At 50.9% G+C, this 23395-nt stretch carries 18 protein-coding genes; 7 read left to right on the plus strand and 11 right to left on the minus strand.

What is annotated here, in order from left to right; all coding sequences use genetic code 11:
• Positions 1-278: 278 nt before the first annotated feature.
• The 10 genes from HGO37_RS21675 to rfbB form a co-directional block, all read right to left on the minus strand.
• Complete coding sequence (locus HGO37_RS21675) at positions 279-1460, minus strand: glycosyltransferase (protein WP_250985171.1); 1182 nt, start codon at positions 1458-1460, stop codon at positions 279-281.
• Positions 1457-2593, minus strand: a complete 1137-nt coding sequence (gene wecB / locus HGO37_RS21680; RefSeq protein WP_250985172.1) for a non-hydrolyzing UDP-N-acetylglucosamine 2-epimerase — start codon at positions 2591-2593, stop codon at positions 1457-1459. Before wecB ends, HGO37_RS21675 begins: the two co-directional genes overlap by 4 nt.
• Entirely contained in the window at positions 2586-4169 is a 1584-nt protein-coding gene (locus HGO37_RS21685) for a polysaccharide deacetylase family protein (RefSeq protein WP_250985173.1), read from the minus strand. The genes wecB and HGO37_RS21685 overlap by 8 nt, the downstream gene beginning before the upstream one ends.
• Positions 4166-5539 (minus strand): phenylacetate--CoA ligase family protein, encoded by a 1374-nt coding sequence (locus HGO37_RS21690; RefSeq protein ID WP_250985174.1) that lies wholly within the window; start codon positions 5537-5539, stop codon positions 4166-4168. The genes HGO37_RS21685 and HGO37_RS21690 overlap by 4 nt, the downstream gene beginning before the upstream one ends.
• Before the next feature lie 46 nt (positions 5540-5585).
• The gene (locus tag HGO37_RS21695; RefSeq protein ID WP_250985175.1) at positions 5586-6563 is read right to left on the minus strand and encodes a glycosyltransferase; all 978 of its coding nucleotides are present in this window, start codon (positions 6561-6563) and stop codon (positions 5586-5588) included.
• Entirely contained in the window at positions 6563-7654 is a 1092-nt protein-coding gene (locus tag HGO37_RS21700; RefSeq protein WP_250985176.1) for a glycosyltransferase, read from the minus strand. The genes HGO37_RS21695 and HGO37_RS21700 overlap by 1 nt, the downstream gene beginning before the upstream one ends.
• A gap of 59 nt (positions 7655-7713) precedes the next feature.
• Positions 7714-8415, minus strand: coding sequence for an ABC transporter ATP-binding protein (locus HGO37_RS21705; RefSeq protein WP_250985177.1), 702 nt, complete (start codon positions 8413-8415; stop codon positions 7714-7716).
• Positions 8416-8417: 2 nt separating this feature from the next.
• Positions 8418-9254, minus strand: coding sequence for an ABC transporter permease (locus HGO37_RS21710; RefSeq protein WP_250985178.1), 837 nt, complete (start codon positions 9252-9254; stop codon positions 8418-8420).
• Between the two features lie 187 nt (positions 9255-9441).
• On the minus strand, positions 9442-10335 hold the full coding sequence (rfbD, locus tag HGO37_RS21715; RefSeq protein WP_250985179.1) for a dTDP-4-dehydrorhamnose reductase: 894 nt from the start codon (positions 10333-10335) through the stop codon (positions 9442-9444).
• Complete coding sequence (gene rfbB / locus HGO37_RS21720; RefSeq protein ID WP_250985180.1) at positions 10332-11390, minus strand: dTDP-glucose 4,6-dehydratase; 1059 nt, start codon at positions 11388-11390, stop codon at positions 10332-10334. Before rfbB ends, rfbD begins: the two co-directional genes overlap by 4 nt.
• 102 nt (positions 11391-11492) lie before the next feature.
• On the opposite strand from rfbB, the gene rfbC reads away from it, so the two are divergent.
• Positions 11493-12038 carry a dTDP-4-dehydrorhamnose 3,5-epimerase gene (gene rfbC / locus HGO37_RS21725; RefSeq protein ID WP_250985181.1) on the plus strand — a complete coding sequence of 182 codons (546 nt, stop codon included), beginning with the start codon at positions 11493-11495 and terminating at the stop codon, positions 12036-12038.
• Positions 12039-12064: 26 nt separating this feature from the next.
• Here rfbC and rfbA read toward each other — a convergent pair whose 3' ends face one another.
• On the minus strand, positions 12065-12949 hold the full coding sequence (gene rfbA, locus HGO37_RS21730; protein ID WP_250985182.1) for a glucose-1-phosphate thymidylyltransferase RfbA: 885 nt from the start codon (positions 12947-12949) through the stop codon (positions 12065-12067).
• Positions 12950-13140: 191 nt separating this feature from the next.
• Between rfbA and HGO37_RS21735 the strand changes: the two genes are divergently transcribed.
• The 6 genes from HGO37_RS21735 to HGO37_RS21760 all read left to right on the plus strand — a co-directional run bounded on the left by HGO37_RS21735 (position 13141) and on the right by HGO37_RS21760 (position 23229).
• Complete coding sequence (locus HGO37_RS21735) at positions 13141-14088, plus strand: hypothetical protein (RefSeq protein ID WP_250985183.1); 948 nt, start codon at positions 13141-13143, stop codon at positions 14086-14088.
• A 315-nt stretch (positions 14089-14403) separates the two neighbouring features.
• On the plus strand, positions 14404-16911 hold the full coding sequence (locus tag HGO37_RS21740; protein ID WP_250985184.1) for a rhamnan synthesis F family protein: 2508 nt from the start codon (positions 14404-14406) through the stop codon (positions 16909-16911).
• Entirely contained in the window at positions 16908-17867 is a 960-nt protein-coding gene (locus tag HGO37_RS21745; protein WP_352230592.1) for an NAD-dependent epimerase/dehydratase family protein, read from the plus strand. The genes HGO37_RS21740 and HGO37_RS21745 overlap by 4 nt, the downstream gene beginning before the upstream one ends.
• Positions 17868-18089: 222 nt before the next feature.
• On the plus strand, positions 18090-19076 hold the full coding sequence (locus tag HGO37_RS21750) for a glycosyltransferase family protein (protein ID WP_250985186.1): 987 nt from the start codon (positions 18090-18092) through the stop codon (positions 19074-19076).
• A 243-nt stretch (positions 19077-19319) separates the two neighbouring features.
• The gene (locus tag HGO37_RS21755) at positions 19320-21581 is read left to right on the plus strand and encodes a glycosyltransferase family 4 protein (RefSeq protein WP_250985187.1); all 2262 of its coding nucleotides are present in this window, start codon (positions 19320-19322) and stop codon (positions 21579-21581) included.
• A 511-nt stretch (positions 21582-22092) separates the two neighbouring features.
• Positions 22093-23229, plus strand: a complete 1137-nt coding sequence (locus tag HGO37_RS21760) for a glycosyltransferase (RefSeq protein ID WP_250985188.1) — start codon at positions 22093-22095, stop codon at positions 23227-23229.
• The last annotated feature ends 166 nt before the right edge of the window (positions 23230-23395 follow it).

Genomic DNA, 23395 nt, shown 5'->3' on the forward strand with positions numbered 1-23395 from the left:
GAGCGCTTAAAATATTGTGACCACGCGCGCAATTACAAAGGCAATTGAAATCTACGACCAGTCCGCTGATCGCTGTTGCCGCGCACGATGGGGTTGCATCCGGTGTAGGGTTTGACGCGGGCGAGCAAATTTAAGAGACACTCGTCACGCGCAATAATCAGTGGTTACTCTGTCGCACTATTCGGTGAGCGGATCGATAGTTGACAGTTACTTTGGTGCAAGCAGAAATGCGATAGCGAAGTCATGGGTTCATTCGTGAAGGAGTTTCTCTCCGCTCGTCAGGCTAATGCTATGCATGCTAACATCCGGTCTAGGCGGCTTTCCCAGTCGAACTGTCGGAGCTCCTTATCAGCGAGATCAACGGCCGCCGGCGGTTTTTTTAGGCAAGCGTCGATTGCGCGCAACCAATCATCGGTTGTCCCAGCTATGTATGCGGAGGAACACATAGTTACAAGCGAATCAATCGGTGTCGCAATCACCGGTTTCCCAGCGGCTACATATTCGTAAAATTTCATCGGAAAGACCCCTTTCATATAGCCCATAGTCAAATTTGGTAGGATGGCTATATCTATACTGCGGAGGTAATTCGGAAGCTCGTCGTAAGCCCGATATCCAAGGAAATGTACATTTGGCAGTGAATGAAGATATGCAAGTTCGGGGTTCGATTGTCGTTCTGGTTCGTCACCAATAAAAATCCAGTTGATATCTGGTCTGGCAAGGGCGCACGACTTTATTAGATCAAGATCCAACTTGTAATCCGATAAAACGCCTGTGTAGCAAAGTTTCGGTCCTTTAATATTTACCAGATCGTCCGGAATTGACCCTGGCAAACGGGCTTGCGCAAAATGGTCTATGTCAGCGACATTTCGCTCGTAGATACATCGCACGGCACCAAGTGCCTCACAATGTGCTTTGAGGTGCGGGCTTGTGGCAAAAACCACGTCAGCTGATTGGGCAAGAACGGTTTCGGCAGCCCGAAATGCTTCCGCATCTACACCTGGAATGACTGCGAGGTCATCGACGCAGTGATAGACGAGTGCCTTACGTTGCAGGTTCTCGTACGCCCCTTCTATATAAGGATGATAGGCCCATACAATCATATCACCCTTGCCATGCCGCTTAAGCCATCGGCGCAAAACTGAACCCATTAGCCACGCGTTGAAGCGTTTGATAAGGTTGGTGCGGTGGCCGAAGGGGATTGTTAGCGGGGCAAGTATCCAAAGCTCGGAATTGATGCGTTGGGGTGGCGTCCAGGCGCGCTTCAGTCGTTCCCATATGCGTGAAAAGTCACGCACGTTTCCTTGTGGCGGGCGTATGCCGGGCGATTCGATGTAAAGGACTCGATAACCACGCTTGGATAGCCTGTCGGCAATGTGTTGCTTATTGGTCCAATAGGGTGCAGCCCAGTCAGCCGTAGAAAACATCACTACAGTAAATGGCGCATACTTACTGCTCGTCAATCTGCTAGCTCCTCTGCAAGAATCTCCACTATGCGCTCGGCAGCTTTGCCGTCCCCGTAAGGGTTTGGCTGACCTTTGAGCAGATGCCTGCGGTCTGACTGTAGCCATTCCGCAACGGTCCGCGTCAGTCCATCATGGTCCAACGGAGCAAGGGCTGTGAAACCCGCCTTGATACCCTCCGGTCGTTCTGTCGTGCGCCGCAGTACAAGGCATGGAACATGGAAGGAGGGCGCCTCCTCCTGTAAACCACCGGAATCTGTCAGAACAAGTTCGGCTTTAGACAGGCAATGCATCATATCCTGATACGTTATAGGGTCAGACAACAAGACATTAGAGATTCCCCGGAGACGCGGAAGGATCTGCTGTCGAACGCTGGGGTTTAAGTGGACAGGAAAAAAGAACAATCTGTCGGGGAATTGTCGGGCTAAGGTTTCGAGCGCCTGCACGATAACGTCTAAATCGTGGCCGAGACTTTCGCGTCGGTGGCACGTAACGAGCACAAGGCGATCTCCAGACCTCGCAACAGCCTTTCTTACATTGTCCGAAACCATTGCTTCGCAAAAGCTTTTTTGCAGCACTTCAAGCGCATCCACAACCGTGTTGCCAGTAACATGGATGCATGCCTCAGACACGCCTTCTCGCTGGAGGTTGGCCGCGGCATCACTCGTGGGTGCAAAATGATAGGTCGCAAGGCGTGCCATCAGCGAGCGGTTCATTTCCTCTGGGAAAGGATTATAACTATCGCCGGTTCGCAGGCCGGCTTCGACATGTCCGACCGGGATACGCTGGTAGAAGGCGGCGAGCGAGGCGGCCACCACGGTTGTCGTATCGCCCTGCACCAGCACGATATCCGGACGCTGGCTTGCCAGCACTTGGTCGCAGGCTTGGACGGCAGCTGCGGTCAAGCCTGCTAGTGTCTGACTCGGCTGCATAATCGCGAGGTCTAGATCAACATCAATGTCGAAGCTTTGCAGAGCCTGTTGTAGCATCTCGCGATGCTGCCCTGTCGAAACCAGCGAACATCGGAACCTGTGTGACTGGCGGCGAAGTGCTTTGAGGACAGGTGCCATTTTGACGGCCTCCGGCCGTGTTCCGACAAAAATCATCACATGCGGCTTTTTTTTATCAACCATTGATTAGATCCTGCAAAGGTTGGCGCATACCTTTGTACCTAGCACCAAAGGTCATTCCTCGAGCGAGCAGACTGCTACTTCCAGACGCAAGCGTGAAGCCTTCTCTTGAAGGCTTCAAAACCAATCTCGCTTTTGCACTGATCCAGTCGAGAGCCTCGTTCTCGTTCATCCACAATAATTTGCGGCTCGAGGTTTCGGTCTTTATAAAATCGAGAAACTCACTATGGCAATCTAGTCGATGGGTTTCAGATCCCCATCCATAATCATAGCGAGGCGAGAAGGGGTGGTCGAGGTAACCGAACAGCATTTCGCTATTCAAAGCAATCAAGAAAGCCTCTTTTGTGATCGCCAGGCGGTCGCCTTTGGCTAGAACGCATTCGCCATGCATCATGCATTGCTGGCTGTGAGTGACGCACCCCGTTTCGTCTGCAGGTATGCGACCACCCCTTGCCAGCAGCATTTCCGGATCATTCGCGACAATCCCACCTATAAATCCCTTCAACCCAGCCCGTGTGAGGCCTTCCGGCACATAGGGAGGATTCTGGTGGAATGGCGATACCGCGTAGCGAACCTTGATGCCAGGAATCCGCTCTTCAAGCCATTTAATGGAACCTCGGGCTTCTGCTTCACATGCTTCTTTCGAACCGCCCCACCGGGGAGCATGAGAAACGGAGTGCGACAGAATTGCCCCGCCAGCCTTGAGTACCTCCGTGAGAAGGGCGATATGCTCACTGTGATCTTCCTGATCTGTTTTGATCGCCATCGAAAATGGCAAGCCCCGTTGCTTATATATCTCGAATAGGGGGCGTGCAGACGCTATATCTTCATCGCAATCCAGGCGCATCGTGATTGCGCCATCATAGCTCCACGGAATCTCGCTGATTACCGGAGTACAGGGAAGCTCATGCGGTCTCCAATCAGCAAGAAACGCCTCTATGACCGCCCATTCCGCGCTATCGACGGGGCCGGAAGGCCGGTTCCACCAAAGGACGGATGACTGCGCAGTTTCATGAAGTGTGACAAATGGCGAGACAGAACCAGTGCCGGTCTCTGCCCGTGCGAGAACATGTGCTGCCCCGGGTTCGACCTGCTGTGAGATTGACCAGATTCCGCCATTCGCCGTTATGCGGCCATAGCCGAGATTGTTCCATTCATCCGCATAATCGAAACGGAGAAAGGGGCGCTCCCTGATAGGAGATTGCGAAGCCAGTGGATGGTCTGACCACACAATTTTGGCGGTTGAGCGGGATGTTGCATAGAGTGGCGCCGGCGGGCATCTGGCGCCATCTTCCCACTCAGGACCCGGTGCCGAAACGGCTTCGAGACCGCAAAGCTCGATCGCCTCTTCCGGTAGTTCACCGAATATCAAAACCTTGGAAGGCCGGTTCATGACCGCGACGATACGCTCAACATCGGATGCATCTGGTCTGATAAAGACGAATATTCCTCCAGAGGGAGCTTCCGCATCAGATGTCCCGGCGGTCTGGACGAGACCTGTGGTAACAGATCGGGCAAGTGCCGTCGTGATGACGTCGGTGGCAAAACCGCTCTGTTTTCCTGAACAAACCTCGATCATTCTGCTTCCTGTTCCGAAACGAGATGTCTGAATTTCTGGCGGCTACCCACAAGCTTGAGGTCTGCCAGCGCTATAAACTCGATCACGACTTCATCACCCCACCACGAGTAGACGCGCTGGCGGATGCCTTCCGGGTCCATCCCGTCTTCCGGCACAAGGCGGAAAACGGGCTTGCCGCCGCGCATTTCTATCTGGAACTCGCGAATACCGCCAACCCTGTCGAGGACATCCTGAATGTAATGGGTCGGCATGGGCTTGCCTGCCAGCATGATAACATCATGGATACGGCCAACCATGCGCGGAATGACATAACCATCAGGGCGGTCAGCCAGAATAGCGTTATCGCCTGTCCGGTATCGCAAAAGAGGCATCAATCGATTGAAGAGCGGTGTGACCACCAGCTCTCCGCCCTTCGAATCCGGAGGTATCTCTCCGAGATCGGCGTCCTCATCACGCCGGATTTCCGGCCAGGCGAAAAACTCATAAAACTTCATGTCCGTCACTGCCGGATCGATCTGGTAGGCGACGACACCCGCTTCAGCCAGACCATAGCGATCAATGACACGACAGCGCAGAACCCGCTCGATCCGCTCCCGCTGGCCGGGTTGTAGCAATTCCCCCGAGGATTCGAAAATCTCGAATGCCTTATCCGATCCCCGTGTCGCTTCGACATGCGCCGCCAGTCGATCTGCGGTCGACGGGTGAGCATGCGCAAGGTGCGGACGGATGGATTTCATCTTGCGCCAGATGGACTCCAGCTCCTCACCAGAAAATGTGGCAAAGAAGATGTTATCGCGATTCATAGCAAAGCATTTCACATATTCGCGCATCCGAGCCCCCCACGGAAATGTCTCGGGAAAACTCGAGGCGAAATGCAGCTCGCTACGCCAATGAGTGTTGCCAATACGGCGGCGGCTTTCGTTGGTCATCGCAGATGACCAGTCAGCCGCTTCCTGATCGTAATAAATATGTGCTGATGGCCCTGTGGACCCGCCGGTCTTACAAACATGCATCCGCATTCCGGCATGGTCATCCCGAAACAGCCGTCTCCCTTGCTCCCGGATAATATCCTTCGTCAGATAAGGGATATCCTGAAGATAAGCCATATCGATGGCAAGCTTGTCGGGCTCGAATCCGGTTGCCTGAAAAAGATCGCGGTAATAGGGCACATGTGCGCCGGAAAACCGTACGAGATCGATTAGGCGCTCTTTCGCCCGCGAACGTCTCTCTGTATTCGGCCGATCAATTTCCTGCTCCAGCCAGAAGCGCTTGCTACGGATATCGCGCTTTTCGTGGCGTTCCGTCAGCGGATAGACCACCGCGGCAGCAAGGACGCCCCGGACCCCGTTGTACATCCGTCTTAGTGTCATTGTCTGTTCCTATACCTGTCGAACCACTGCTCTCCCAAAGGCCGAATCACGCTTTTTCCAGCAAGCGGCGATAAAGGTCGACTAAAGCGTCCGCAGCCTGATGCCAAGTAAAGCGGGTATTTACACGCTCCATCAATGCGCTGGAACGCGGAGCGCTCGACGCCGCTATTAGGGCCGATGCAATACCTTCCACATCGTCGCTTCGCACATAAAGGGCATCATCGCCGAAATATTCTCGTGTCGAGCCTTCTTCAGTAATCACCAGACTTGCTCCGGCGGCCGCTGCTTCCAGCGCGGCAAGTCCGGGTGTTTCGAGTGTCGAGGGCAGACAGAACGAACTACACGCAGCATAGGCGGAGCGCAGCAGCGGGCTGTCATGTTCCACCGGGCCAAGATAGCGGGCATGTTCGCCCATTTCAGCAAGGCAGGCATCGCCATACTCACGATTTCGGATATGGCCCATCAGCACCAAGGTCTGCCCCGCCTGCTTTGCCGCACGGATGAGGTTAAGTTGATTCTTGCGCGGCTCTATGTTTCCGACATTAAGGACAAATTCGCCATTCACCGAAAACGCCTTGCGGAACAGGGCAGGATCGATGGGTTGCCCGAACCATGGGTCGCAAGCGTTGCGCACGGTGTGAAACCGCTCTCTTGGCAGTCCGAGAATAGAGGAAATCCGGTCGCTCTCGATATCGCCATTCGTGACAACAGCATCTGCTAGTGCCATCTGAGCAGCGATCTCGCCAAGCGGATACAGGTGCCGCGTCTCTTCCGTCAGCCAGAGACTGGCAGAAATCACCAAAGGCACTGAACGGGTTTTCACGTAGTTGCAAAAATGGACGGAGCCGCCAACACATGAGAAAAAATGAAAGATATCGGCCTTGCCTACATAGTCACGCCAGGGATCGTGCCTGGTGACGTTGATACCGGCTTTCAGCAAATACTCCTCGTATTTCAATAGCTGTATCTCGCCGCCTCCCGGCGTCTCAAAGGCCCATGGATAGGTCGCAAAGGTAATACGCATTATTCGCTCTCAACCTTCCGCACTGCTTCAAGGATCAGTTGACCGTCTGCCAGATCGATCATCTGGCCCAGTCGTTCCCTGCGCAGGGCCGAATGCCTCACCATTGTGTCTTCATCGCCGAAATAATCGGCGATTTTTGTGGCCGCTGCGCCCTGGTCGTGCTGCGGTATCACCAGTGCTGCCGATCCCAAGACTTCCAGCACCGCTGGCAGCGATGTGACGAACATGGGCTTGTCGAAAGAGAGAGCATCTAGTGCCGGCACGCAGAATCCTTCATGACTGGAATGAGCCATGCAAAAACTTGTGTTCTGATAGATTGCCTTCAATTCCTCGTCGGAAATTCCATGGAGGAACCTTGCCCTGAAGCCCGGGCGGTTTTCGGAGCTTCTCGCTGCCTTCTCACGCAGCATCTCGACATAAGCACCATCCGACGGCCCCCCAACAATAATCAGTTCCACATCAGGCCGTATGGCTGCCAGATGGGAAAGTATATCCAGTATTTCACTCACACCTTTATGTGTAACCAAGCGCCCGACAAATAGCCCCTTAAGACTACTGCTGGTATCAGTTCGCTCTACCGCCTCGACACCCTGCCAGCGATCTGCTCCGATCAGCGGGGGACAGATGACGATCGAATTTCGAAATCGATCGGCATCGGCAGGTGTCATTGCATTCAATAGGGTCTCTGCCGTAAATTTCGAGTTTGCCAGCAGACTATCAAATGCGGCGAGGCGACCGCATTCATCAAGGCCAAGCCGGCAGTTCTTTACAGTGGCAGCATCCGCGGGATCGATCAGTTCCGGGGGCGTGACATTATGGAAATAAGCCAGCTTCCGATTCGGCAACGAAATTATGCTGTCCAGAGCCGGATCGTGGATCGAATGATTGAAGAAAATGATGTCGGACGGCGAAAGCGTTGCTTCAAAACCCCGGCGATTGCCAACGGGATGCGGAGCATTCACATTGGAATGCTCCGCCCATAGCTTCACATGGTACCCGTTTCTTTCTAGCAGCATGGCTGTTTGTTGGGAAAAGCTGCCCACCGCATCGTGATACACAATGTCCCTCGCGTGGATGTGAACAGTCGTCATTGTTTACCTTATCTTTGTAAAAACGCAGATTTCAATTCGCCGGCAAGGGTGATTGTAAGCTATCTCGCCACCGATTCATCCGAGAGAATATGGCCCTTTTCCAGCGTGATAATCCGCGTGCAGATCCGCTCAAGCATCTCCATGTTGTGGGAGGCAATCACAAGTATCTTCGAACGTGAAACCAGTTGTTGCATACGGGCTTCGGCCTTGTCGGAAAATGTTTTGTCAACGACGCTTAGCCACTCGTCGAGAAGCATGATCTCTGGTGAAAAAGCTGTCGATACGGAAAACAGGACGCGCATCAGCATGCCTGAAGAGAATGTGCGTAGTGGCAAGCCACGCATCTTGTCCTCAAGCTCGGTGAAAGCCCAGATTTCATCAACCAGCCGGGGTGTGGGCTTGATGCCATCGACACGCAACAGCAGCCGAATATTGTCTTCCGCTGAAATTTCCATATTGGCGCCAATGGCCAGCCCCAGCAAAGGTGTAATTTGCCCTGTGACATTTATATTGCCGCTGGAAATTGGAAATATGCCGGCAATAGTGCGCAGCAGCGTTGTCTTTCCCGATCCGTTAGGACCGTAGAGACCTATACGTTCACCGGATCCGATTTTAAGATCTAGGTCGTGCAACGCGCGAATGACGGGCGCCCTCTGCACTGAACCACCCACTGTAGCCAGCATAAGTCGCTTTAGCGACTTATCATTCAGGTCGTATACCGGGTAATCTAGTGTTACCTTGTCGAGAACTATAGAAGCCATGATCAGATCCAGAACGCTGCGTTCTTCAGTCGGGAGAGGGCGTACCAGGCCATCAATGCAAGGACGGCTAGCAGCGCCAACGCGATCCCGAAGCTATTCCATGGCATGACCCCGTCAAGCAGAGGGCCTCGCCAGATAGCCAGTAGATGGACAACCGGATTGTAGTCGAGCAGATAGTCCCTGCCAGCGACAACATGAGGTTTCCACATAATGGGAGATGCCAGAAACGCGAGATTCATAAGCGATTCCACAAGCGGTTGCACATCGCGATAACGTGTTGCAAGCACTCCTGTGACGATGGAAAGGCAAAGGGTAACGGCCACGAAAATCAGAAGCCCTGGTAGAGCTGCAAACAGCCCAAACCAGCTTGCACCGCCGAGAAAAATAAAAAGTAAAATCGGTACTATAATATTGTGTGCCAGAAACAGCAGGTGCCTGAAGAAGCACTGAAGATAGAACACGTAAGCAGGAATGCCTCGGTCCTTGATGAAGCCGCCAGCCCCCAGCAGAGTTGTCGTGGCATTGTTTGTGGTGCCGGACAGGAAGCTCCACATCACGAAGCTGATGGCGAAAAAGGGCAGAAAGTCCAGTACAGTAACATTCGAGATTGCACTGAAGACAAAGCCGATGCATGCAACGAAGATGGCAGTCTGGAGAGTTATCCAGAACGGCCCAATAATCGAGCGGGCGTAGCGATGACGCACATCGTACCAGGCGAGAAAAAACGAAAGTTTTACCTTGTTTCCAATGCCTGCTCTGGCCCGTATGGCCCGGAAACGTTCATCTTCCGCGGTCGCCACGATAACATTATCGGCAGAATTCTGGCTGACGCCGTCCACGATCATTCACTCCATGAATTTGACAATTGCCAGAGTGCTTCCGGGCAAACCCGGTTCATGAAGCGCTCTGTTTACTTGTTTGTACGTAATTGCGAACGGAAAATCGCTATGCACTTTTACTCAGACTACATCCCGGTATCAGATGTTTGCGTGCAAAAGAAGATTGAGTCCTTGTCGTTGAGCGCCGTTATGGCTCGGCTTTAATTACGTACTCGATACACGAAGCCAGTGCAGGGCGCCAATCGGGTGGCACAATACCTAGATCATTATGTATCTTTGTGCAATCGAAACGCGAATTTGCAGGCCGCCTTGCTGGTGTCGGATAATCCGCTGTGGTGATCGGCAGGACGCAAGCTGGCACCTTCAGACCAAGCCGGGCTGCTTGCGTAAAGATTTCGACTGCGAACCCATGCCATGTTGTGTGCCCGGAACCTGAAAAATGAAAAATTCCACCTGTCCCGGACTCTCCCGCTGCTGTCTTTGCAATGATCTGCAGACAGGCATTGGCAATATCTCCCGCATAAGTCGGGTTTCCATACTGATCAGCGACTACACGTATTTCTTCCCGCTCACGCCCCAACCTTAACATTGTCTTGACGAAATTGGTGCCATGTTCGTGGAAAACCCATGCGGTTCGCAAGATGGTTGCGCCGGGATGGGCCTGCATCACTCTGCTTTCACCTTCAGCCTTGGTCCGTCCATAGACACTCACAGGTCCGATGGGATCTGTCTCGACATATGGTGTGGATTTGTCGCCGGAGAAAACGTAATCCGTCGAAATATGAACGAACGGAATGTTCATCTGCCGGGCAGCTCGCGCAACTTCGGCAGGCGCCTCGGAATTTAGCATTGCAGCTTCGGTCGCTTCCCTTTCGGCCTTGTCTACCGCCGTGTAGGCGGCCGCATTGATAATTCCAGCCGCACCCGACCGGACGACACGTTCATAAATACCACCCACGTCGCTGAGGTTTAGTTGCTGGCGCCCCCATGCCTCAACGTTCCATCCAGTTGGAACGCCTTTGCGTGCTGAAACAAGAGCGGTGGCTACCTGACCTGATTTCCCAAGAACAAGTACCTTCATATGGATTTGTCCTGATAGATTGCCTCGGCCGTTCCCTTGTGTGGGCGCCACCACCATTCGTTCGACAAATACCAGTCAATTGTCGCTTCCAGTCCAGTATCGAAGTTATACTTTGCCGACCATCCAAGCTCTGTTTCGAGCTTCGACGCATCGATGGCATAGCGGTGATCGTGACCCAAGCGATCCGTTACATACGTGATAAGGCTTGCATATCCTCCAGCAGGTCCGGGAGGTCCTACTCGATCGAGGATTGAACAGATCGCCTCAACAACTTCCAGGTTCCGCCGCTCATTCCGACCACCAATATTGTATTTCTCGCCAAGGCGCCCTTGCGTGGCGACAAGCCAGAGTGCTGCAGCGTGATCGTCGACATGTAGCCAGTCGCGGACATTTTGCCCCTTGCCGTAGACAGGAAGATCGCCATGCTCAAGTGCAGTGGTAATTATACGGGGGATGAGCTTTTCCGGGAAGTGATATGGTCCATAATTATTGGAGCAATTGGAAATGACGACTGGCAGGCCATAGGTGTGATACCAGGCATTTGCTAGATGGTCTGATGCTGCCTTGGATGCCGAATAGGGCGAGTTGGGTGAATAAGGGGTAGTTTCAGAAAACAGCCCCTCGTCACCGAGAGTCCCGTAAACCTCATCTGTGGATACATGCAGGAAGCGAAATTCACATTTTTTTTCCACTGGTAGCTCTAACCAGTAAGCCCGAACGGTTTCCAGAAGGCGGAAAGTTCCTACGATATTGGTTTCAATGAAAGGTGCTGCGCCGCTGATCGATCTGTCTACATGTGATTCGGCAGCCAGATGCATGATAACATCCGGTGCCTTGTCGGCGAGAAGATGTTTGACGGCTTCCACATCGCCAATGTCAGCCTTGACGAAAGTGAACCGCTCGCACTCCTCCACATCGCGTAACGACCGGCGATCACCTGCGTAGGTCAGGAGATCAAGACAGATAACGCGGGCATCAGTATTTCCTATGAGAAAGCGGCAAACCGCCGATCCGATGAATCCCGCACCTCCGGTCACCAAAACTGTCTTTGACATTCACACTCCACGATGTTGCTCTCGGATTTGAGAATGCTATATCGGCATATCGATACGAATAAAAGCGCCAGACAAAACGATACTTGGAACTAAAGGTGAAAAATGAGCTTCAAGGTGACCCCGCAGTCCATACCCGATGTCCTTCTGATCGAACACAGGGAGTTCGCAGACGATCGCGGAGCGTTTTCCGAAACGTTCCGGGCTAACGCGTTTGCAGGAATCGGGCTGCCGGAATTTGTGCAGGACAACCAGTCACGCTCGGCAAAAGGCGTTGTTCGCGGCCTTCACTTCCAGAACAATCCCTATGCCATCGGCAAACTAGTTCGCTGCATCAGCGGTTCAATTTTCGATGTAGCTGTTGATTTGCGCAAGGCATCGCCCACCTATGGAAAGTGGACGGGCATCACACTCTCTGCTTCCGATAGTCTGATGTTTTATGTGCCGGAAGGCTTTGCCCACGGATTTATGGCTCTGGAGGACAACACTATCGTTGCCTACAAGCAGACAGGATATTGGAATCAGGAAACCGAGCGCTCCCTGCTCTGGAACGACCCGGCCTTAGCTATAGCTTGGCCGGACCAGGCACCCCGACTGTCACCAAAGGACGAAATCGCCCCTTTGCTGTTGCAGCTTGATCATAATTTTTAAGAATTGCTATTATACCGCGGTATCTATTACCGCGGTATAAGGTTTAGGAGATATTTGCCGTAGCCGCTGGATACCAGCGGATGGGCAAGCTGCTCCAGTTGTTCATCATCAATGAAGCCCATGCGCCATGCGATTTCCTCGATACAGGCAATCTTTTGGCCCTGGCGCTTTTCGATAGTATGAACAAACTGGCTGGATTCAAGAAGGCTATCATGGGTGCCTGTATCGAACCACGCGTTGCCGCGCCCCAGTTTTTCCACATTCAACTTGCCAGCCTGCAAGTAGACATCGTTCACTGTGGTGATTTCCAGCTCGCCACGCGATGATGGCTTGATATTTTTGGAAACCTCGATGACGTCGTTATCATAGAAATAAAGACCGGTCACAGCATAATTGCTGCGCGGTTTGGTCGGCTTTTCAACAATCGACACCGGGGTCGATCCGTCCTCACCAAACTCTACGATACCATAGCGTTCGGGGTCGCTGACGCTATAGGCAAATACCGTTGCGCCCGAACTGCGCTCTGCGGCATTGCGCACGCTCGTGCCCACGCCGGTTCCATAGAAGATGTTGTCGCCCAGCGCTAGGGCTGCACATGAGCCACCAATGAAGCGTTCACCAATAATGAAGGCTTCGGCCAGACCACGCGCCTCTGCCTGAATGGCATATTCAAAACGCATACCAAGTTGCTCGCCCGAGCCGAGAAGTTGCTGATAAAGCGGCAGGGCACTGGGTGTCGAGATGATGAGCACTTCGGTGATGTTTGCAATCATCAATGTGCTAAGAGGATAGTAAATCATCGGCTTGTCATACACAGGAAGCAGTTGCTTGCTGACCGGTATTGTTGCGGGATAAAGACGTGTCCCTTTTCCTCCAGCCAGAATGATGCCTTTATATTTGGGCTGCTGCATATTTTTTAAAGCACCTTGAACGTTCAGTTCCACTGTAAATGCCGACGATCTATAGGTCATGCCTAGGTGAACTGCAACACAAATGGAGGCACAAATTTTCCTTGCAACCTACGTCTTATGATGCAAGGCAGGCTTCCTGCGAACCCATTAGGCGATCGTCTAGATTGTCATAGCTTACGAGGTTGTTGAATATGGATGTACGTCTCTTTCAAAATTGCGTTCAGGACAAACACTTTGGCCTCGTTCAAAAAGGGTTTGAGCCGCTGGATTTCAGGCATAATCCCCACCCAGAACTTCGCGAGTTTCAGATTTTTGAAGCACTGTATCGGGATGGTGTTTACAAGAGTGCTGATGTTCTCGGAGCGGTATCAACGCGTTTTCAGGGTAAGAGCCTTCTTGACGGCAAGCAGGTTGCTGACTGGATAACGAGCAGTCCTGGCTATGATGTTTACGTCGTAAATCCATATCCCCAGTTCGCCTATACGCACAAGAATCTCTGGCAATTCTCCGAAAATACGCGCGATCCAAAATTTACTGAAAAGTCGCAGGCTGTACTTAATGCAGCAGGTCTCGATTATGACCTGTCATCTGTTGGCCACCACCATACCGACATACTGTCCTGTTGTAGCTATTGGTTCGGCACGCCCAGGTTCTGGGAACGCTATATGGAGGAGATGATCCTGCCTGTGTTGCGTTTGTCGGCCCAAGACTTGGGAGTGGAACTGCACGACTTTCTTTATAAAAATCAAGAGTACTACGGAGTGGCTGCAAAAGGATGCGGTTCACTTCCTTTCCTGCTTGAGCGCAGTGTTTCAATCTATCTTCAGAAGCAGCAAGACATTCGCGCACTGTTCTATCCATCGCCGCGAGAGCGGGTGTACGAGTGTTGTCTCTTTCCATTTGAACGAGATCTCGTCGCTACATTTGGCGACAGGGTTGATTATTGGCACAGCAACAACATTGAGAATGACGAGACTGAAGATTACTTCAGATTCTCATCTAAAATGTGCGGATCAGGTTGGCGCCTCTACTTCAAGTTTCACCCCATGAATTTCGAACATAAGGATCAGCGGTTGTCTATGCCTTGGGCACATGAGTCTAATAATGATCATGAAAACTTAAATCGGGACGCGCCATAACGGGTTTCGCTCTGAGTCTTCTCCGGGGCACATCCTAGATGATTGTGCGTTACCTTCTCCGTAGTGTCTTGGCGGGGAGGGATGCGCACCTGTAATTTGCGGGTGAGGCGTTCGGAGGGACGCTGGGCTGTGGAGATGATCACGACATGCAAAAACTGCCAAGCTCGCTCTAAATCAGCTCAATTTGATCAGTTCGGCGGTCACTTGACGCGCGGAAATGCAATGGTCTAATCCTCGCCTCGTTATCAGATTTCGAAGACAGAAAATGATCGTTTTGTGGTAGATGCGCTTTTGCAGCATGGATAAGGCTAACCGATGACTACTAACAATGATTGCAAATCTATTTGCGCCGCAATTTCATCTGAATTCGATAGCGAAAATTATATTTTTGCGCAACAGGCCAGGGCCTTGAAGATCACGGCGATCGAGCATTATGTACAAGTTGGCGAGCGCGAGGGAGCGTTTCCGAACGAAGTCTTCGATCCTAAATATTACGCGGCCAATAATCCCGATGTCGTTCGACGTGGATACAACCTCTTTTGGCATTACCTCACGTACGGTAAAGCAGAAGGGCGTATGGCATCGCTGCCTCATGTAGCAATGAAGTTTCCGGTTGGGCGGCTTGATCCTTCCAAAAAGGTATTGATTGTTCTGCTGCACGAAGCGTCTCGTACTGGCGCCCCGATCTTGGGCTGGAACATCGTACGGGGGTTAATGGATAACTACAACGTCATCGTTGGAGCGTTGCAGGGCGGCCCTATTTTGGATTCTTTAAAGCAAATAGCAACAGAAGTTATTGAATTTCCCGCCAGTTTGGGGCAGGATTCTCGCATGTGGATAGCTGTCGCTACACAGCTCAAATCGGCATATGATCCGGTTTATGCCATTGCAAACAGTTCTGCCACGCAGAGATTAGCCGTCGCACTTGAAGCTGTTCACATTCCAGTAGTAGCGCTGGTCCATGAATTTGGCTCGGATATGCATCCGATAGGAATACTGAATGCACTATATCAGTCGGCATCACGTATCGTATTCCCGGCCCCAATCGTGGAGCAGAATTCGAGAGAGGTTTATTCAGCGTTGCGGGGGAGGCAAACTTTAGTTGTTCCTCAGGGTCAATCTGCGATTCCAGCATTCTCGGACGTTGATGTTGGGCGCGCTATCTCGACTAGGCCTGTGAGCGGTCCGGACGGAGGGCAGTTCATTGTCCTCGGTGTTGGCACCGTCACATTCCGGAAAGGGCCGGATTTATTCGTCTCTGTTGCTGATTACTTAGTAAACTTTCTCGGTGTCAAAAACGTAAAGTTCATATGGATTGGGGTGAACATTCCGTCAGAAGCAAGGTACAAAACTGCAATCGAGCTTCAGATCAACAGATGTCAGCTTGAGGGGTACGTTGACTTTATTGGCGAAGTGGATGATCTCACCTCATATTATGAGGCGGCAAATATCCTTTTCATTAGTTCTCGGATCGATCCGTTGCCCAATGTTGGTATCGATGCGATGGTTAAGGGGCTTCCTATAATTTGCTTTGAGGGAGCAAGTGGATTCTCTGATCTTCTTTCAGGGCTACCAGGCGCAAGCTCTTTGATAGCACCCTACGCGAACGTCGCGAAAGCAGCTGGTATTATCGAAAAGGTTTCGGGCGATGTGGCTGTCCTGGAGGCGGTAGGTCGTGAGCTTTCCATCCGCGCAGCGGCGTTATTTGATATGTCTCAATATATCGAGAAACTGGACGCAATCGGGACTGATGCGGTTCGCGACATGCGCCAAGCCGAAGAAGATTTCGGTCTGATTTTTGAGGCCGATGTTCTTGAAAAAGGATTTTGTTTTGGCCGGGACGCCGAGGCGCTAGATGATGCTGGTGCTGTCGCAAAATATATGGCGGGAAGCCGTCGGAGCTGGCCGTTGGCTCGACCTTTTACAGGAACGTTCATCCGGAGGCCAATGGTCGGATTTAATCCGTTAATCTACGACATGCATAACGCGCCTGGAGGCGTGACACGTAGAGATCCTTTTGCAGACTTTCTTTCAAAAGGAAAGCCTGCGGGCCCGTGGCTTCATAAAGTCATCAGGCCTCAGGATGAATATGTCGGAAAGACAGCTAAGTTGGCTTTGCATGGTCACTTCCATTATCCTGATCTGCTAAACGAGTTAATTGATGCAATTGCGGTTAACGTGAACCGACCGGATCTCTTCCTGACTACCACCTCGGATGAAAAGATGGCCGAAATTAAATCGATCCTTGACAAGCGTGGTGTCAGAGGAGCGAGAGTTTGGTGTGTCGCCAACAAGGGGAGGGATATTCTTCCATTCCTTAAGGATATGCCCAGGCACATTGGATCCCAATATGATGTGGTAGGCCATATTCATGGCAAGAAAAGTGCTCATGTTGTGGGAGATGCCGGAGATCGCTGGCGCGATTTTGCATGGCAGCATCTTCTTGGGTGCCAGTTTCCGATGATTGACCGGATTGCAAGTGCGTTCGTCGAGCATCCGGAGATCGGTCTTGTTTTTCCGGAGGATCCCCATTTAAATGGTTGGGACTTCAACGAGACAATCGCTACCGATCTCGCGAAACGACTAGGGATTCGCACCCCGCTTCCTCTCCATTTCGATTTTCCGATCGGCACAATGTTTTGGGCTCGGCCCAAAGCAATGCAATCATTGTTCGACATGCCGTTGGCATTGGACGAGGTTCCAGACGAGCCTGTACCAATCGACGGTACAATATTGCACGCCATCGAGCGGATCGTTCCTTTTGCGGTGGACAAAGCGGGTTACTCTTACGCGACAACGCATGTAAAGGGGGTTTACCGGTGAGTCACCATCTAGTTATAGGCGGCAGCGGGTTCATCGGACGACATGTCGTGAAACATCTCCTTGCGGATGGGCACGATGTCACCGTTACGGGTAGGGGAGGCCATGATAGCCTGGAGAACGTGCTCGGAGCCAAGCGCGTGTTCTTCGACTTGCGTCTCGCTGCAGACACGGACTTCGATCGTTTAATCGATCAAGTGGATACTATACACTACTATGCTTGGACGACGATACCCCAAACGGCTAACAATGATCCGCTTGCGGACCTGCTGCATAATGTCGGGCCAGTTGTGAAGCTGCTCGAAGCAATGCGGCGACGCGGGGGAGGACGTGTAGTATTTACTTCATCGGGGGGGACAGTATATGGAAAATTACGAACTGTTCCTGTGCCAGAAACGCATATTCTAGCGCCACTGACTGCCTATGGTGTATCAAAGCTATCGGCTGAGACCTATTTCAATTTCTATAGTGAACTCCATGGAATCGATGCTCGAATTGTGCGGGTTGCGAACCCATACGGTGCGGGACAAAATGTCGTTAAGGGCCAAGGTGTCATTTCAACTCTTATATCACGCGCGCTGAGAGGTCAGATCATTGAGATCTGGGGAGATGGTGAGGTAATCCGTGATTTCATTTACATTTCCGACGTCGTAAACGGCCTAGCGCTGCTCGCTCAGGCTGATAAAATCTCGATGAAGATGCCATTTGTCTACAATCTGGGTGCAGGGCGGGGAGCCAGCATTAATGAAGTTATCGCCGCAATTGAAAAAGGTGTGCGGCGAAAACTTAATATCGCGCGGCGTGCAGCACGCCCATTTGACGTTCCGGTAAGCGTACTGGATATTAGCAAGATACGGAGCGAGTTTGACTGGCGGCCAAGAGTAACGCTCGATGATGGTATTCGATATATGGTAGAAGACCTCATCAGGAACCCGGAGTGCAAGTTTGCCACACCGTAAATTGAATAGCGAGATAAGCTGTCTATTTACCTGGTAAGGCGATAGAGACGGTTCATTCAATCTAAGGTCATGAATGTGTTGCATGGTTGGACATGATCCGTGATTGGCAAACGCTGGTTAACCACCACTGCATTTCTTCTACCAACTGTGCTGAACGGATTTTTGTTAACGGTGACCGGTCGCTTTAACTCTGAAGCTATTAAATGCTTCGAGTAAGACTAGATGATTGACGGAAGGTACAGAACATTGCGAATACTATTAACGACCTATCACCAAGCGTTTATTAATCCAGCGGGTGGCGAGGCGGAATTGCAGCAGCTGTCCGAGTTTTTAAACGACGTTGGCGCGCGTGCTGAAATCTACGGTCCGCAGTCCAAGCGACTGGGCTTTTATGATGCTGTGATACATTTTTCGACGCATGGAGGTGGGGAGGGGCTGCTCAGGGACATAAAAGCTGCTGGTAAACCGATAATTCTCGTACCCAATTTTAACTTTTTCGATCTGGACCATAAGTCTATCGATGTTGTGCAACGTCATCTAGATCTCGCAGACATCGTGGTATTGCGGACCCAAGTCGAGTATGAGCTTTGCCAGAGAAATTTTGTGGTGCCCGGGGGGAAAATTACAATCGTGCCTCCAGGTATTGCAAGTGGTTTTGGTAGGCCTGCTGAGGATGGCCTGTTTCAGGCTGCATATGGAATGAATGAGTTTATCCTTTGGGTTGGCCAACTGGCCGAGCACAAGAGACAGTTAGAAACGATTGTGGCCCTTAAGAATGTTTCTGTTCCTTTAGTCTTTATCGGTGGCTATGCCGATCGAACATACTATGAAACGTGCCGTGCAATGGCCGGGGACAACGTTCGGTTCTTACCTTACATGCTACCAGCGTCCGAAATTTTGCGATCAGCAATGCAAAGCTGTTCTCTTTATCTGGAGCTCGGCGATGATGCCCCTGGTTTCTCTGTTTTAGAGGCTGCGCTGGCGGGAAGCCCGCTTCTTCTGCGAGACCATCCATGGTCGAGAGAATTGTTGGGCGATATTCCGACTTATCTACCGTCTAACCCATTCGATTGTTTGCTCGAAACTGTACTGGAAAAAACCAGCGGCGTTTCGGCTCAGATTAGAGATGCTGACAAATGGAAACGCTACATTCAGCCTAATCCGACGATAGAGATGCTTGATCTAATTTCTGATTTTCTCAAGCGTTGAAGGGTCACACGTTTACTACGTCGTTTCGTAGTTATGGTGGGGCGTGTTTCTGAAAGACACACAAGTGTAAGCAAAAAAAGACGGCGGGGTCGTTTGAATTCATTCAAACGACCCGGGTTTGGGTATTGGTTTGACATAGAGCGACACCTCTATCGAACCCGGCGATGTCTTTTGAGACAGCACATTTCAATCATATGCATGTTTCAACGGTGGCAAGACGCTTAGATAAGGAGATGCGCTTTAATGGATAATGAAAACCTACCCGGCGTTAAAGCTAAGCCGTGGCGGAACGTTTCAAAATATGGCTTTGCGCTCCCCGATCTTTTAGCGGGTATATGGGTATCGTGCGGAGCTGGATTTCAGCAGTTGTTTGACCTTAACTCAGACGACGACTGCATTAATCTGGTGTTTTGGTGGGTGAGCATAGGGCGAAATGAGTTCCCAGGTGTGAGGGATGTATTAGACGCTGATCTAGTCCATCAACTCCATTTTGCGCATATTGGACCCGACTATGCGTTTAAGAAACCCACCCCTTTGATGTCGTTGATATATCAAAATAGGGCAGATGTACGCGCGGCCTTTGACATCTGCGATGCTGACAATTTTGTTGGTTTTTGGTGCTGGTGGCTGAATGCGGGATTGGGAGAGTATTTTATCGGTGCGAAACAGGTCACACTAGACCAAATCAAGCTCATCCTTGATCTGGAACCCGAGCGTTACGATGGCTTCGATCGGCAAATTGATAGCATTAGGTTCGGAGCGCTGCAATCCATAAGGCTTTTACCGTTCCCAACCACCGACACCATTTCTACTCTTTTCAATGATATTCATTTCGATCATCTTCGGAACTTAACTGTCGGCATGGAAGATCGCCCCAGTCCCTTGATGATGCTGATTTATCGCAACCGAACTGATCTACAGGAGGCTTTTCCATCGGTTGGGAAGGGCGAAAATAGGAAGTTTTGGGAATGGTGGTTCGCATCTGATCTATCCGAATTTCTTGCCAATAACAAAACATTTCGCATTGATGAAGCTTTCGCTTTGTTGGCGAACTTAGGCGAGAAAGTGGGATGCTTTGACGGAGCATTAGCGTATCAAGCTTTCTTGAAGCTTTCTGTTAAAGGCGCTTCGCAGAAGGATGAATTTGCCAGACTTCTCGACGATATTCATTTCAGTTTGGTTGAGACGAGTCGTGAGAACGGCGAATTGACACCTCTTATGCGACTGATTTACCGAAATCGGGTAGATTTACAGGAGCTTTTTCCGGTAGGGCTTCCAACCTTAGTTGAGGATATCTATCACTGGTGGGATGAAACAGGTCACTCGGCATACGGCGTTATGGAGTTCCCGTATTCGCCGAGTGAAGTACTTCCTGTCGGTAGCGCAAATGTTCAAACTGTGGAGGGCGGCGTATCCATCTCCTTAGTTGGATATCCGCGCGGTGAATTCGGGCTTGGAGAAGATATTCGCCTTCTACGCGCATCACTGCAGACTGTGGGAATCCAGCCTGATGTTATAAGGGTGCCGTGGAAAATAACGGCCCGCGAAGGCATAAGTGAACCTATCATCGAAGCGGATGAAGCTGAATTCGGATCTGACGTGATGATTTACGTCATGCCTGCCTTCGACACCTTGACACTGCTAAACAAGGTCGGCCCACGTGCTTTTTCTGCGCGGAGAAAAATTGGTTACTGGCAGTGGGAATTGAGCAAATTTCCTGAAACCGCCTTGATGGCGTTCGATTTGATTGACGAAATCTGGTGTCACTCAAAGCATTCCGCCAAAGCATTTCGTGCCGCGACGGACAAACCTGTCATAGAGGTTCCCCTTCCCGTAAAGCCTCCTGTCATTGAGCGCGTCGCGCGCAGCGCCTTCAATTTGAAGGAACAAAGCTTCGTTGTTTTCACAAGTTTCGATGGAGCTTCATCGATCTCCCGCAAGAACCCAATGGCTGCGATTCTCGCCTTTCAGAAGGCCTTTCCTCGAGGCGAGTACCCGCAAATGCAACTTGTGGTGAAGGCAATGAATGCACTTGATGATGGGTTGTGGCGTGATTGCGTTCGGAAATCCTATCTTGATGATCGAATTCAAATTAAAAATGAGGTGCTCGACAGGGGCGCCTACTATCAACTTCTTGCTTGCTGTGATGTGGTCTTGTCGATGCACCGTGCTGAAGGATTCGGTCGTCTGATGGCAGAGGCAATGGCCATTGGGGTGCCGGTTATTGCCACTGGATACTCAGGCAATCTTGACTTCATGACGCAGGATAATAGTTGGTTAATATCGGGACAAAACTGTAAACTCGTGCCGGGAGATTATCCGTTTTACAAGGGGCAAGAATGGATGGAGCCGGACATTGATGAAGCCGCTGGTGCGCTCCGTGATTGCTATATAGATCGCGCAAAACGTGAACGGTTCGTCACCAATGCTAAGGAAACTCTTGAGCGCTATTCATTGCAGAGTTGTGGGGAAGAGTATTTAAAACTGTTGCATCACAGGCTTTGACTAATTGGTTTTTGTTACCCGTCGTCCAGATCAACTATCTGGTATTGAAGCAATTGTTGGGGGGGGCTTGAAGCTCAGTTGCACTGGATTACGTATCGAGGTATAGCATGCGCATATTGGGAGTGGATCTCTCCGCTGGGGCGAGAAATGCGCAATTTCCAAACTTGCTTTATGTTGGTGGGGGGTAGATTGACACCAATCGTTTCGGCGCTTTCTGGTCGTTCATCCGTTAGCATATGGTTGCGCTGGTCCTAGGAGTGGTAATTCGGCGGTGTTAGAATGCGGGTGCGTCCGAAAGACGAGATAGAGAAAATGCTCCGCGAGGATTAGCCGTTGGCTGGCATCGTCGCCGATGTGGGGTTAAATTTGTAATAGGATACAAACTAGACCATCAGTCGGTTTGAAGGGTCTCTGTGGGGCTTCCGATTTCGACAGCGATTTGCCGTGCAACCTGGATTTGGACCCGACGATATCAGACGGTCTGCCAGATTACTGAATTTGGGCCCAGCCGATGCGTGTACTTCATTTTTTTAAGACCTACTATCCTGACTCGTTCGGTGGTGTGGAAAGAACAATTCATGCCATTAGCAAGGGTTCTCTCGCACATGGTATTCAACCGGAAGTCTTATCTCTCAGTTCTGATCCATCCTCTAATACATTAGAGTTCGATTATCATATGGCTTATAAGGCGAAGCTTGATTTCGAGTTTGCCTCCACCGGATTTTCACGCCATGTTATTTCGAAATTCTTTGAGCTGAGCGCGAAAGCAGACCTCATCCACTACCATTTTCCATGGCCCTTCATGGATTTAGTGCACCTAATTGCCCGCCCACAGAAGCCAACAATCGTTACCTACCATTCCGATATTGTGAAGCAAAAGACCCTGTCATACCTCTATAGGCCTCTTATGCATCGATTCTTTTCGAGCATAGATCGCATTGTTGTGACTTCACCAAACTACTTGGCAAGTAGCGAGGTGTTAAAAAAATATCGTCATAATACAGAAATTATACCTATTGGTCTCAACGCGTCGGATTATCCTCGGGCATCCGAGGAGTTGAAAGAGAAGTGGAGGTTACGTTTTCCCAGGCCGTTTTTTCTCTTTGTGGGTGTTTTAAGGTACTACAAAGGTCTGCATACTTTAATTGAGGCATCAAAGCATGTTGACGCCGATATTCTTGTAGTTGGGGAAGGTCCCATGGAAGCAGAGTTAAAAACCCGGGTAATCAAATCGGGGCTGACTAACTTGCACTTCCTCGGTGGAGTCAACGACATTGACAAAGCCGCACTACTAGACTTGTGCACAGCTTTTGTTTTTCCCTCACATCTGAGGTCGGAAGCGTACGGGTTGTCCCTAGTGGAGGCAGCCATGTTTGGTAAGCCGATGATTAGTTGTGAGATTGGCACGGGTACTAGTTTCGTCAATGTGCATAACGTAACCGGCCTTGTGACCAATCCAAATGATTCATCCGATTTTGCAACGGCAATGAACGTAATGCTACACGATAAAGAGCTGGTGAAGAGGTTTGGTGCGAACGCTTATTCGCGCTTCCGTTCCGAGCTGAGTGCTGACCTGATGGTGGAGCGATATTGTCACTTGTATCGAGAGTTGAAACGCTTCAGGTCTGCCGGTAAGCGAGGAATATAGGTTGCATGCTTCCCAGCACTGTCTAAGGCACCAAAGGTTTGTATTTTGAGGTGGCGTTTGACATCTGATGTCATGTCGGTGGTGTAGGGACATTGTTATTAAAAATATGGATAAACGACAATCTTGTCCCAAGTCGGTGGATGCCGTTGCGGCTACATTGCTTGTA

The organism is Rhizobium sp. CG4 (assembly GCF_023701965.1).
Classification (GTDB): domain Bacteria; phylum Pseudomonadota; class Alphaproteobacteria; order Rhizobiales; family Rhizobiaceae; genus Agrobacterium.